Consider the following 13497-nt stretch of genomic DNA (forward strand, 5'->3'; position numbering starts at 1 on the left):
GCGGGCGCGGAGGGAAGAGCGTGAGACGCGAGAGGAAGCTCATGGCCACTCCAGAGGGGAAGGACTTCTCATTATCCAAGGACGGATCAACGAGTTGCGGCAGCGGGTGAAGGGCGCCGGGCCTGCTGCCAACGCTGGACGTTTTCAGCCTGCGTGCGCCACGTCGGGCCGGATTGTTGGAAGGTGATCAGCGCCTGATCCGCGAGCGCGAGCGCCTGCGCCCGGTCCTCGCCCGCGTCCCACCGTGCGCGAGCGAGCTCGAACTGGAGCTCGGCGGTGCGCACGGCGTTCCAGCCCAGGGGCTGGATGATGTCCAGGGCGCGTTGGGCGGCCACGCGGGCCTTCCCCGGCTCCTTCAGGTCCAGCCAGGTCCGGGCCAGCTCCGTCAGGCCGGAGACGAGCATCGCGTGGCGGGGGCCATCCGTGGCCTCGCGCGCGGCGAGCACCTGCTCCAGCTCCACCGCGGCCTCCCGCGCCTGGCCGGCCTTGCGAAGCGCCCGGGCCCGCTCCTCGCGCACGCGCAGGGTGGCGTTGCTCCGGGAGCCGGACAGCCGCTCCTGGAGGGCCAGGACCTTCGCATAGCGCTCCAGTGCCTGCGGCAGCGCGCCCTGCTGTTCCTCCATCTGGGCCAGGTATTCGAGCGACAGCGCGTATTCGACATGGTCCTCGCCGAACGCCTGGGCGGTGAGCGCGAGCGCGCGTTCATGATCCTGACGGGCGAGCGCGAACGTGCCCATCGCTTCGTGGACGAGGCCCAGTTGGTTGTGCAGCCGCACCGTGTCCAGGTGCGTGTCCCCGAGCATGGTGCTCCGGATCTCCAGGGCCTCGGTGTAGAGCGGCACGACGGGCGCCGGTCCCTCCAGGCGCTGGCGGACCTCGCCCATCAGCACGAGCGTGTCCGCGACCGCGGGATGGCGCGCGCCCAGCCGCTTGCGCTGGATGTCGAGCACGCGCTGGTAGAGCGCCAGGGCCTCGCCGGGCGCGTCCTGACGCAGCCGGATCCGCGCGACGTTGGTGCGGCTCTTCGCCGTCTCCGGATGATCCGCGCCGAGGACGCGCTCGCGGATCGCGGCGGCACGCTCGAAGTGCTCGCGAGCCTGGGGCAGCAGCCCTTCGCCAAAGGCCACCGCGCCCAGGTTGTGCTCAATCTGTGCCTCCACCTCCTCCGCGGGGCCGGTGCGCTCCAGCAGCGCCCGCGCCTGCGCCGCGTGCTCCAGGCCCCGGTCGGCGTGCTCCAACTCGTAGCCCGTCACGAAGACGAGGTCCGTCTCCGAGCGTGCCGCGAGCAGGTCATGCCGGCCGGCGAGCGCCGCGCGCATGCTCTCGGTCCAGCGCTGCTCGGCCTCCGCGTAGTGCGCCAGCCGCAGCTCGAACCAGCCCATGGCGTGCAGGGCCTCCGCCTCCAGCGGCCGGTACGAAAGCTCGCGCGCCACCGCGAGCACGGCCTGGGCATCCCCCAGGCCCTGGACATAGCGCCCGGTCTCCAGCAGCACCTGCGCGCGGGCGAGCTTCGCGCGTGCATCCGTGAGCTTCGCGGCCACGCCGGGGCCCTCCGGCGGCGGCACCACCGCGAGGAGCGACTCCACGCGCGCGCAGTCCGACACGCGCGGCAGCTTCTGCGAGGCCTCGGCCGCCTTCGCCACGAGCGGCGCGTCCGCGTGCTCCAGCACGTCCGCGAACACGCCCAGCGATTGCAGCCGTGAGTCCAGGCACGCCATGCGCAGGGCCAGCACGGACTCCGGCTGCTCCTGCCGCACGCGCGTGGACTGACAGGTCTGGACGTAGCCCTGCTCCCAGCTCCGCGCGTAGTCCTCCAGGTTGCGCACCACCGCGTCCGCGGCCTCCGAGGCCAGCGGGCTGCCAGTGGCCGCCAGGGCCCGCTTCACGTTCTCGCCGCGAGCCGCGCTCCAGACCGTCGCCATGCGCGAGGGCGCGCCGTCGCAAGGGTCGGACGCGCCCTTCGACATGAGCACGAGCGCTCCCACCATCGCGAGCGCGCCGGAGCCCAGCGCCAACCAGGCGTGCCTGTGGGTCGGGGTCTTCGACAGGGCCTCCAGCAGCGCGTCCATGGACGGATGGCGGTCCGCGGGCGACACGCTCAGCCCACGCACCACCGCGCGGCGCACCCACGCAGGCACGCCGGTCTCCTTCGGCGGTGCCTGGATGCGGCTGAAGTCCGGGGGCTGTCCCCTGGCGAAGGGACGGACGCCGAAGAGGGCTTCATACAGCGCGACGCAGAAGCTGAACTGGTCACCGCGCGCGTCACCGGGCTCGCCCTTCCACTGCTCGGGCGGCATGTACGCGGGCGTGCCCATGATGGAGCCCGTGCGGGTGAGGTCCACCGGGCCGGGCGTGGGCGTCACGCCCTCGGGCAGCGACTCCGGGGGCAGGGCCGGGGAACCCTCCGGCAACCGCGCGAGCCCGAAGTCCGTCACCCGCACGCGGCCCCGGTCATCCACCAGCACGTTGTCCGGCTTGAAGTCGCGGTGGATGAGCTGCGCCGCGTGCGCCGCCGCCAGGCCCTGGCCCGCCTGCCGGAACGCGCCGAGCACCTCGCGCCACGTGCGCGGCTGCTCCTTCAGCCACTGGCGCAGCGTGCGGCCTTCGATGAACTCCATGGCCATGAAGAGCCGGCCGTCCACCGTGCCCACGTCGAAGACGGTGATGACGTGGGGATGGGACAGCCGCGCCACCGCCTGCGCCTCACGCAGGAGCCGCTGCTCCAGCTCCTGTGCGCCGTCACCCTGGAGCGAGCGCACCAGCTTGAGCGCCACCTTGCGGTCGAGCTGCGGATCATACGCGCTCAACACCACGCCCATTCCTCCGGAGCCCAACCGGTCGATGACGACGTAGCGGCCCAGCACGGTGCCTCGCTGGAGCTCCGCGTCCGGAACACGGAGGCGGCCCGTGTCGGGACGCTCCGGGGGCTTCACCTCCAGCAGGGTGGACGGGTCGCTGCCCCGCGCCGCCTCCGCCACCAGCGCGAGGCACGTGGAGCACGCATCCAGGTGCGCCTCCACCGCGCGCGCCTCCACTGCGCCGAGCGAGCGCGCGCAGTACGCCAGGAGGGTGTTCTCGTCGGGACAGGTCATGGCGGCCTCAGCGCAGAAGGTGGCGCACGCTCAGGTCCAGTCCGCTCAGGAGCGACAGGGCCAGGCTGTGCAGTTCCGGGGCATCGACGTCCAGCCGGCGGCGCAGCTCGGCGTGGGTCCGCTCCGCGAGCGTGTCGCGCGCGTCCTTCAGCCAGCGCGTCATGGTCGCGCGGCTCACGCCATGCACCCGGCCAATGTCCTCCACGCCCACGTTCTCCACCAGGTGCAGCCGGAGGATGGTGCGCTGCCGGGGCTCCAGCGACGCGAGCGCCGAGGCGATGGCCGCCTCGATGTCCGCGTGGTGGCGGTGCTTCAGCGCGGCGAAGGATGCGTCCCCGGCGGGCAGCAGCGTGGGGAGCAGCGCTTCGGCCGGACGCGCGGCGCGCTCGCGCAGTTCGGTCATCGCCAGTCGCAGGGCGACGGTGCGCACCCACGCCTCCAGCGGTCCACGGCCGTCGTACTCCGCCATGCGCGGAGGCCCGTCTGGCCGGTGCAGCAGGAGCCGCTCCCGCAGCCGTTGCAGCGCCTCGTCCACCACGTCCGGCGCGATGCCCCGGCGGGCCAGGGCCTGACGCGCGGCGGGGATGTGCTGGCGCTCGAAGTGGGCGAGCGCCGTGGGCAATCCCCGTGCGCACGCGCACGCCAGGAACAGGTCCTCCGCGTGTGGAAGCGGTGCACCGCCCGCGGCCGTCGTTCGCGCGGCGAGGTGGGCGAGGAAGTCCTCGCGCGAGAGCTCCACCCCAGGCCACGCGGCGCGGGCCCGGAGATAGACGGCGTCGGCGGGGGCGGACGGCTCCATGGGGCAGGGGAGTCTAGCCGGAGGGGACTACCCGATTCCGAGCTGGCGGCGGACCTCGGCCGCGGAGTCGGTCACCTGCTGGACGTACAGGCCGGAGTCGTTCTCCGACGGCGGCGCGTAGCGGTTGACCAACGCCGTCCAGTCGCCGCTGTCCAGCTCGGCGCGGTAATGCGTCCCCAGCAGCTTGAAATACGCCTCGATGCCCTGCTCCAGCGTGGGCCAGCCCGCGAAGCTGCCGTAGGCATCCGGGGACGTGAAGGCCTCATAGGCGCCCTCCTGGCCCACGAACTTGAGGTTGCCCGGGTTGTTTGCCCCCACGGACGCGCCCGCGGTCCCCCACTGCGACTCCTTCCACAGCATCGCGAGCGCCAGGTCGATGGGCACGTCGTACTTCTCCGCCATCTGCATCAGGAACTCGCCCTGGCCCGCGAAGCCGGACTCCGCGATCGACATGGCGCCCGGCGCCAGCCGCACGGACTCCAGCGCCTGCCCCTGCGAGTCGGTGGGCGCCACGCCAGCGGGCGGATGGATGGCGACGGAGTAGCCGCCGTACTGGTGCTCGCCGAGGAAGCGCTGGAGCTCCCCGGGCGTCATCTCCGTCACGGTGCTGGACGGATCATGCACGATGAAGTTGCCCTCGGGCGTCATGCCCGTGACGGCGATCCAGTGCCCGCCGCTGAAGCTGCCGGAGGTGAACGGCGGTGATTCGTTCTGCAGCATCACGTGGCTCTCGCCGTTGACGGCCACCAGGTTGCCGGACGCGAGCTGCTCTTCAATCCAGCCCACGTCCGTGCCCGGGTTGACCTCCGACGTGAGGCCGTTGTTCGCGGCCATCCGCTGGATGTCCGCGTAGCCCACGCCCGCCGACGTGATGCCCACGCCCTGGCCCAACTGGTTGATGAACGCGCCGTCGGACATCTCCGTGCCGATGCCGTAGCCCTTGAGGATCATCGCCATCGTGGTGGGGCCGCAGTTGGACTGCTGGTTCCAGTCGTCCTCGGTGCCCTGCGACGACATCTGCTTGATGGACGGAACGGGGTAGCGCTCACCGGGCCGCGCCGAACCGCCAGGGGCGCCCGTCCCCGGAGTGCCCGGGGAAGCGCCAGGCATGCCCGGCGCGGAGCCCGGAGCCGTGGGGAGCTGGAGCGTCTCGCCCGCGATGATCAGGTCCGGGTTGGTGAGGCCGTTGAGCTGGACGATCTGATTCGCGATGGCCTCCACCGGGCCCGGCACGCCCTGCTGCATCAGGTTCCAGGCGATGTCGCCCACGGTGTCACCCGGCTGGATGGTGTAGCTCGTCGTGGCCGGAGCCCGCGGAGCCAGGGCCGCGCCCACGTCGCGCAGCCGCTCGCGCAGCACGGCCTGCCGGAGGACGTCACCGAGGTTCTCCTTCCCGTCGCGAAGCGCGCCCGCGGCGTCCTTGAGCTTGGAGCGCAGCACGGCCTCGCGCAGGTCCTCCACGGAAGGGCGGGGCGCTTGCGGAAGGACGGGCCCCCGAGGCTCGAAGCCGTCCGGCGCGCGATGCGCGACAGGGGCACGGCCAGCCGAGCCCGGCGCGGGGTTCGCCACGGGAATGGGACGGGAGGAACGGGAAGGAGACAGGGAAGAGAGGAGAGAGCGGATGGTCATTTCAAACTCCGAAGCCAGCGTTTGAAATGTTTGTCGATAAAATGCGAATTGTTGTTTCGTGCCTCCGGGATGATTTGGCGGAAGAGAAAACCCCAGTGAATTCAGTGGCTTGAAGAAAAATAAAGGAAAGATGAGCCACTAATCCAGCCCGCCCCGTCTACCTGTCGGGACGGTTGAAACAATGTCTCAAGCGGCGTCTGTCTTTGAGTGGAGACCTTGGAATTCCCACGCGGGGAAACGTCATCTTCCGGGCGCTTCGCCGCAGCACGTCAAAGCGCCGGCGCCCTTCGCGGATCCTTTCGTGAAGACGCATGGGTAGGTTTGCGTCCAACATCGCGCAGGAAACCCACCCGGAGGTTTTTCCCATGAAGAAGACGCTGACCGCCGTGCTGCTGTCGCTGACCCTCGCCGCGCCCGTCATGGCCAAGGACATCGCGGGTGTGAAGTACCCGGACACCGCCACCGTGGCCGGCAAGGAGCTGAAGCTCAACGGCGTGGGCCTGCGCAAGAAGGCCATCTTCAAGGTCTACACGCTGGGCCTCTACGTGGAGAACCCCACGCAGGACGCCACCGCGCTGCTCAACGCGGATGAAGTGAAGCGCGTGCGCATGTTCATGAAGCGCGACCTCAAGAAGGATCAGATCACCGAGGCCATCGAGAACGGCTTCAAGAAGAGCGCGGGCGCGAACATGCCCAAGCTCCAGGCGCGGCTGGACGCCTTCAAGGCCGCCATCCCCGCGGAGGTGAAGGAGGGCCAGGAGCTCAACCTCACCTACGTGCCGGGCAAGGGCACCACCGTGCAGGTGACCGGCGGCCAGTCCATCGACGTGGAGGGCAAGGACTTCGCGGACGCGCTCTTCTCCGTGTGGCTGGGCAAGGACCCCGTGGACAGCGGCCTCAAGGACGGCATCCTCGGCAAGGAGGACTGACGCTCCTCCACGCTTCACCCGGAGTCTCGCGCGCGCCCCCGGAGCGACCCTTCTTCACGGAAGGGGCGTTTCGCGGGGCGCCGTCGTTTCTTCGCGGCCCCGCCATTGCTTCAATGGTGGACAGCGGACGGCGCCCCTGTCACACGCGGATGAGTTGAAGCTGGAATGCCCCCGTGCATCAGGGGTTGATGCGCGCCGGATTCTCACCCCTTGTCCGTGCTGGAGAACGCTTTGAAGCGATTGGCCCTCTTCGCCGCCTCCTGTGTCCTTGGCGCCGCCTGCAAGACGGCGGAGCCCACCCCCGAGCCGCCCCAGGCCTCCTCCCCGGCCCCCGTGGCCGCCGCCGCGCCGGCCACGCCCGCGCCGGAGGCCCCCGCCGTGCCCATGTCCGAGCGCCCCATGCCCCCGGGCCTGGACGCCGCGGTGATGGACCCGTCCGTGAACCCCTGTGACGACTTCTACCAGTACGCGTGTGGCGGCTGGCTGAAGGCCACGGAGATCCCCGCCGAGCGCGCGCGCTGGAGCCGCGGCTTCGAGACGGTGGCCGAGCGCAACCAGACCGTGCTGCGCGACATCCTCACGAAGGCCGCGGAAGGGCAGGGCGAGGGCACCCCGGAAGAGAAGAAGCTGGGGGACTTCTACGGCTCCTGCATGGACGAGGCGAAGCTGGAGCAGTCGCTGCCCACGCTGCGCACGTACCTGGCGAAGCTCAATGGCCTGAAGAGCCCGCAGGCGGTGGCCAGCGCGGTGGCGTGGCTGCACGCGCGCGACGTGAACGCGCTGTTCCGCGTGGGGTCGGATCAGGACCAGAAGGACGCCACGCAGGTCATCGCCATCGTGGACGCCGGGGGCCTGGGCCTGCCGGACCGCGACTACTACCTCAAGCCCGACGTGAAGATGCGCGAGGCGCGCAACGCCTATCAGGCGCACGTGCAGAAGGTGTTCGAGCTCTTGGGCGACGCGCCCTTCGTGGCCAGCCGCAAGGCCATTGGCATCCTCGCCATCGAGACGCGCCTGGCCAACGCGCGGCTGCCCAAGGAGGAGCGGCGCGAGCCGGAGAAGGTCTACCACCGCCTGGAGCGCCAGGGCCTGAAGAAGCTGGCGCCCGCCTTCCAGTGGGACACCTACTTCGCGGAGGTGGGGCTGCCCGCGGGTGAAGCGCTCAACGTGACGGAGCCGAAGTTCTTCTCGGAGGTGTCCGCGCTGGTGCGTCAGCAGCGCCCGACGGACATGGGGCCGTACCTCTCCTACCACCTGGTGAAGGACGTGCAGACGGCGCTGCCCAAGGCGCTGCGCGACGAGTTCTTCCGCTTCGAGTCCACGGTGCTCACCGGCGCCAAGGCGGACCTGGCGCGCTGGAAGAAGTGCGTGGACGCCACGGACGACGCGCTGCCGCACGCGCTGGCCAAGCCCTTCATCGCGCGCACCTTCGGCGCGGACGGCAAGGCCACCACGCTGGACATGGTCCAGCAGATTGAGCAGTCCTTCGAGCGCAACCTGGACACGCTGTCCTGGATGGACGCGGAGACCAAGGCCCAGGCGTTGGTGAAGGTGAAGAAGATCACCAACAAGATCGGCTACCCGGACCAGTGGCGCACCTACGACGGGCTGACGGTGTCGCGCGACTCGTACCTGGACAACCTGCTGGCGGCGGACGCCTTCGAGCAGGCGCGCCAGCTGCGCAAGGTGGGCCAGCCGGTGGACCGGCAGGAGTGGTTCATGTCCCCGCCCACGGTGAACGCCTACTACAACGCGGCCACCAACGAGATCGTCTTCCCGGCGGGCATCCTCCAGCCGCCGTTCTTCGGGCGGGACGCGTCCGCGGCGGTGAACTTCGGCGCCATGGGCATGGTGGTGGGCCACGAAATCACCCACGGCTTCGACGACGAGGGCCGCCAGTTCGACGCGGACGGCAACCTGCGTACGTGGTGGACCCCGGCGTCGGACAAGGCCTTCCGCGAGCGCGTGTCGTGCGTGAAGAACCAGTATGACCAGTACACCGCCGTGGACGACGTGAAGGTGAACGGCAAGCTCACCCTGGGCGAGAACGTCGCGGACCTGGGTGGCCTCAAGCTGGCGTACGCGGCCATGGAGGCCTACCTGGCCAAGCACCCGGACCAGGCGGCGAAGGCGAACTCCTACCGCTTCACGCCGGGGCAGCAGTTCTTCCTCGCGCACGCGCAATCGTGGTGCTCGAAGATTCGTAATGAAGCTGCGCGGCAGCGGGCGCTGACGGATTCGCACTCGCCGGCGTTCCTGCGCGTGAAGGGGCCGGACGTGAACCTGCCGCAGTTCCAGCAGGCCTTCTCCTGCCCCGCGGGCTCGCCGATGGTGGCGCCCGCTGCGAACCGCTGTGAGGTCTGGTAAGGCTTCGGCCCTACCTGGAGGACGGCATGTCTATCTGCTCGTGGCTGGTGTTGGGCGGTATCGCGGGCTGGCTGGCCAGCATCATCAAGGGCACCAACGCCCGGATGGGGATGTTCGCCAACATCTTCGCCGGCATCGTGGGTGCCATGCTGGGCGGCTGGGTGTTCAGCTTCTTCGGTGGCAGCGGCGTGACGGGCTTCAACCTGTACTCGCTGCTGGTGGCCACGGTGGGCGCGGTCATCCTGCTGTCCATCCTGCAAGCCATCCGGAAATAGAGCTCCAGCGTCGCTGCCTAGAAGAGCGACAGCTGGGGTGAGGTGGAGGGCCGCGCGGGACGCCGGAAGGTGTCCGGCGCGGCCTCCGTGACGGATGACGCGCGCATGCCCACCTTGCGCGCCGCCGTCGCGAAGAGCTGGTGGATGGTCTGCGCGTAGAGCCCTTCGCCGCGCATGCGGTGCTTGAAGCGGCTGTCGGTGAGCTCCCCGCCGCGCGTCTCGCGGATGCGGTGCAGCACCCGGTCCGCTCTCAGGGGCAGCTTCGTGCGCAGGCGCTCCTCGAACACGGCCTGCACGGGGCCGGGAAGCCGCAACAGCGTGTAGTGCGCGCGCGTGGCGCCGGCCTCACGGGCCGAAGCGAGCACCCGCGCGATGTCCTCGTCATTGAGGCCCGGGATGATGGGGGCCACGGACACGGCCACGTCGATGCCGGCCTCCGTGAGCTTGCGGATGGTGGCCAGGCGCCGCTTCGGTGTGGCGACGAGCGGCTCCATGGCGCGCGCCAGCTCCTCGTTGTGGAAGGGGAGGCTGATGCTCACGAACAGCCGCGTCTGTGCCGCCAGCCGCTGGAGCACGTCCAGGTCGCGTTCAATCAGCACGCCCTTGGTCACGATGCCCACGGGGTTGCGGTACTCGGCGCAGACCTCCAGGCACTGGCGGGTGAGCCGGAGCGACGCCTCCAGGGGCTGGTAGCAGTCCGTGACGCCGCTGAAGACGACCGTCTCTCCCTTCCACGACGGACGGTCGAAGGCTTCGCGCAGCAGCTCCGGGGCGTTGGGTTTGACGACGAGGCGCGTCTCGAAGTCGGTGCCCGCGCCGAAGTCCAGGTACTGGTGCGTGGGGCGCGCGTAGCAGTAGGCGCAGGCGTGGAGGCAGCCCCGGTACGGGTTGACGCTCCAGGAGAAGCACACGTCGGGGCTGTCGTTGCTCGCGATGATGGAGCGGCTGTGGTCCTCCCAGACTTCCAGGCGCGCGGGGGGAATCTCGTCCAGGTACTCCACCGCGGTGCTCGCCCAGGGGTTGGGCGGATTGTCGACAGGGCGGGCCTTCACCCACCCAGGGTGATGCTGAATGCCCGTTCAGTCAAGGCGACTGACCGTCGCACGGGACTTGAACCCATGGTGGACCGTCCTCAGCTTCGCGCCAATCCTCGACAGGAGGGCAGCGGGATGGTCCGGTGGAAGTGGGCGTCGTTGGGCGTGGCGGTGTGGCTGGGGGCGGTGGGCTGTGGCTCCCAGACGGAAGTGAACGAAGGGCCGCCGGTGGACGTCCCTCCCGAGGAGGTGACTCCCGTCGACGTGGAGCCACCCCCACCGGGGTCGGGGTCGTCGCAGGAGCCCCAGGAGGCGGCGCCTCCGCCCACGGAGCCCTCGGAGGAAGAGGTGCCGCCACCGCCACCTCAGGAGGCGTCCTGTCCTCCGCTGGACCTGGGGCGCACGCCGGACGAGGGGCTCGTCGAGGAGCGGCCCCGGGAGCTGTTCTGCGAGCTGTCTCCCGACGCCTGTGACGCCTTGCGTCCCGGCCACGCGCGGCGCGCGATTCCGCGTCCCTGCCGCGTCTGGGACACGACGCCGTACAGCTCCGGGGACTACCAACTGGAGCACGATGCGCTCGGGCGCCTGGACTCGTTCCTGACCTTCCCCGACTGGTACGAGGGCTTCAAGTACGACGCGTGTCACCGGTTCGTGGCCCACTACATGATGCCAGCCGGGTCCATGGCCAACTACGACGACATCTGGACGCGCGCGGCGGACGGACAGCTCCTGCGGTGGGAGCACGGGCACTTCAATTCGATCGCCGAGATGGTCATGGAGCGCGATGCGCGGGGGTGGCTGCTCGGCGCCACGACGACGTGGAGCTATTCGGGCTACAGCCACACGACCCTGACGCAGCGGTACACCCTGGACGCGCAGGGCCGCATCCTGGGCGCCGAGGGCATGTCCCCGGACCCGGAGAAGGGGCTGCAGTTCCGCGAGGAGCGCCGCTACGACGCGGCGGGAGCGCTGACGGAGGTCAGCCGCCGTGGCCCCACGGGAGCGCTGCTCGGGCTCAAGGGGTTCTCGGAAGGACGGAGGGTTCGGTCCGTCGATGCGCAGGGCACCGAGAAGCGCTGGAGCTACGGCCCTGATGGGAGGCTGGAGCGCTACGAAGTCGGACCGCACGTGGACGGCGACGAGGGGACGTACAGGCCGCTGGTGATGGAATACCAGTATGGGGACGACGGACGCCTGCTGCGCATCCTCCGGACGAAGCAGGTGGGGACGGACGGCGCCTCATTCGAGACGGTTTCCGTCTCGGAGTACCGCTACGCGGAGGATGGCCGCATCCTCCGGCGGGAGGACCGCGACGGGGCCAGCGAGAAGGTCACGACGACGTACGAATACGACTACGTCTGCGAACCGGACGGCCGCTGAGGCGCGTCAGAGCAGCGGGCCGCACCCGAGCGTCGTCTCCAGGGCCGTGCGCAGCTTCGTCTTGAGCTGCGGACGGCCCATGGCGCCCCGCAGCGGGTTGAGCTTGTTGCGCACCTCCGTGAGGTTCGCCACCGTCACGCCCTGCGCGGTCGCGGCGACGTAGGTGACGCCCTGGGCCCGCAGGGGCGTGAAGAGGTGCTGGCGGTGGTGGGGTTCGAACAGGGCCCCGGGGACCGCGTTGTGCTGGCCGCCGTACCACGTCAGCCAGTCGAACAGGCCCTGGCCAATGGCATGGGCCTCCGTGCTCAGGGTGCCGTTCATGTTCTGGGTCATGCCCTCCGCGTGCGCGCGGCACATGTCCGTCGTCATCAGGAGCACGCGCGCCATGGGGGCGACGTTCTGGAACTGGTTGAGCCAGGCGTCCACCCGGCCCGTGTTGAGGGCGGTGACGATGCGGTCCACCTCCTCGCGGATGCCGGCCAGGATTTCGTTCGGGTACGTGACGGCCTGGACCCAGGGGCCGTTGGGCGCGGTGCTGAACCCCGCGTTGACCTCCGTCTGATCGTAGGGCGCGGACACGTTGCTGGCCTGCCACTGGCCCCGGTAGAGGTCGGTGGTGAAGACGCCACCCACCATGCTGTGCGGCGGCGGGGCGATGCGGAGCACCTGGGACAGCGCGGCGTGGGCGATGGGGTTGTCATTCGGCCCCGGGTAGTTGAAGCCCATCTCCGCGTCGATGAGGTGGGGACCCTGCGCCGTGGCCATCACGTTCTCGTGATGGAGGTCGGTGATGCCGAACACCGCCGACACCGTGATGAGCCGGCCCAGCTTCCGGAAGTACGTGGGCTGATCCACCAGGGCAATCTGCCGCGTCTTCGCGACCATCTGCATGTAGCCGTACTCACCCCGCGCGTGCGGAAACGCGACGATGCGGATGGCCGGAAGGTCCGCGTCGAGCGTGGTGAAGAGGCTGTCGGTGTACGGCATCAGGGCGGGGTAGTGCGTGCGGCAGAGGAGGTACGACTGCGGGTCGCCCATGAGCAGCAACTGGAAGGTGAGGTCGGACGGCTTGTAGACGACCCGCCCGCCGCAGGAGAACCGCAGCAGCGCGACGCGGTGGCCCGCGTGGTGGGGATCGCTGCCGGTGACGTTCACGTCGGCCAGGCCTCCGGTGATGCCGAAGGCGTTCTGGAGCAGGGCGCGGTCCCCCATGATGCGGCCCACCAGCGAAGCGCCGAAGTCCACGTGGGCCCGCACCAGGTCCTGGATGATCCGCCAGACGCGGTCCGTGGGCGTCTCCGCGAGCGTCTTCACCGAACCCAGCGCGTTGCGGCCCACGCTCCAGGCGAAGCTGAGCGGGCGCAGGTTCCAGGCGTTGTCCACCGCGCCCCACTCCCTGCGCGCGGACAGCCCGGCGGCGGCGGAGCAGGGGCCGTAGAGGTCCATGGCCGTGCGGTGGAGGAAGTTGTTCGCCAGCAGGGTGCCAGTCAGGTTCTGGAACCCCGCCAGCTTGAGCGCGCCCGCCAGTTGGCTCACGACCTGCTTGAGGGCGTCCTTGATGAACGGCTTGACCGCGTCCACGCGCGGGGGCGCGCCCTGGATGACCGCCGTCCCCATGAACGTCGTCACTTCGTTCAGCGCGTCGTTGATCTCGGTCTCGTACATGGCGGAGGGCCCAGGGGAGGAACGGCAACGTTCACTGCCAGGCAGTCTACCTGCCCTTCAGTGCGAGCCATCCATCCCCTGTCGGAGGGGGAGCACTCCCTCCGTCAGGGCCTCCGCGTGGACTCAACGGGTCTGTTGGGTGTCCGTGGTCGGCTGCTGGGGCGACTGGGGGTTCTCCACCGTGCAGCCGCAGCAGCAACCACTCGACGTAGAGATGCAGGCGACGCCCGGCCCACAGTTGCAGGTGCTGCCATCGTCGCCCTTGCATTCAGCGGCGGCCGCGCCCTGGGGGCCAGGGTTCGTCTGGCGGATCTCCTCACCCGGCGA

Annotated in this window: 9 protein-coding genes; 4 read left to right on the forward strand and 5 right to left on the reverse strand. The window is 70.0% G+C overall.

The genetic code is table 11. The features are described from left to right. Window positions 1–86: 86 nt before the first annotated feature. The 3 genes from ACX114_RS12445 to ACX114_RS12455 are packed head-to-tail and all read right to left on the reverse strand — an operon-like array spanning window position 87 to window position 5520. Window positions 87–3092, reverse strand: coding sequence for a tetratricopeptide repeat protein (locus ACX114_RS12445; protein ID WP_459297858.1), 3006 nt, complete (start codon window positions 3090–3092; stop codon window positions 87–89). 7 nt (window positions 3093–3099) lie between these two features. Continuing rightward, window positions 3100–3891 carry a sigma-70 family RNA polymerase sigma factor gene (locus tag ACX114_RS12450; protein WP_459297860.1) on the reverse strand — a complete coding sequence of 264 codons (792 nt, stop codon included), beginning with the start codon at window positions 3889–3891 and terminating at the stop codon, window positions 3100–3102. Window positions 3892–3918: 27 nt separating this feature from the next. After that, window positions 3919–5520: a C39 family peptidase gene (locus ACX114_RS12455; protein ID WP_459297862.1), complete on the reverse strand. Its 1602-nt coding sequence runs from the start codon at window positions 5518–5520 to the stop codon at window positions 3919–3921. Between the two features lie 365 nt (window positions 5521–5885). On the opposite strand from ACX114_RS12455, the gene ACX114_RS12460 reads away from it, so the two are divergent. From ACX114_RS12460 to ACX114_RS12470, 3 genes are all read left to right on the forward strand, one after another. Continuing rightward, window positions 5886–6449 carry a chalcone isomerase family protein gene (locus ACX114_RS12460; RefSeq protein WP_120564097.1) on the forward strand — a complete coding sequence of 188 codons (564 nt, stop codon included), beginning with the start codon at window positions 5886–5888 and terminating at the stop codon, window positions 6447–6449. Between the two features lie 231 nt (window positions 6450–6680). Beyond that, window positions 6681–8816 carry a M13 family metallopeptidase gene (locus ACX114_RS12465; protein WP_459297864.1) on the forward strand — a complete coding sequence of 712 codons (2136 nt, stop codon included), beginning with the start codon at window positions 6681–6683 and terminating at the stop codon, window positions 8814–8816. A gap of 26 nt (window positions 8817–8842) precedes the next feature. Further along, on the forward strand, window positions 8843–9091 hold the full coding sequence (locus ACX114_RS12470; RefSeq protein ID WP_459297866.1) for a GlsB/YeaQ/YmgE family stress response membrane protein: 249 nt from the start codon (window positions 8843–8845) through the stop codon (window positions 9089–9091). A gap of 17 nt (window positions 9092–9108) precedes the next feature. Here the strand turns inward: ACX114_RS12470 and ACX114_RS12475 are convergent, their stop codons facing one another. After that, a complete protein-coding gene (locus tag ACX114_RS12475) occupies window positions 9109–10143 on the reverse strand; it encodes a PA0069 family radical SAM protein (RefSeq protein ID WP_459297868.1) in 1035 nt (344 codons plus the stop codon). Window positions 10144–10260: 117 nt separating this feature from the next. On the opposite strand from ACX114_RS12475, the gene ACX114_RS12480 reads away from it, so the two are divergent. Next, window positions 10261–11505, forward strand: coding sequence for a hypothetical protein (locus ACX114_RS12480; RefSeq protein WP_459297870.1), 1245 nt, complete (start codon window positions 10261–10263; stop codon window positions 11503–11505). A 6-nt stretch (window positions 11506–11511) separates the two neighbouring features. Here the strand turns inward: ACX114_RS12480 and ACX114_RS12485 are convergent, their stop codons facing one another. Continuing rightward, window positions 11512–13170 (reverse strand): DUF4135 domain-containing protein, encoded by a 1659-nt coding sequence (locus tag ACX114_RS12485; protein ID WP_459297872.1) that lies wholly within the window; start codon window positions 13168–13170, stop codon window positions 11512–11514. Window positions 13171–13497 lie beyond the last annotated feature (327 nt).

It is taken from the genome of Corallococcus sp. M7 (assembly GCF_054512695.1).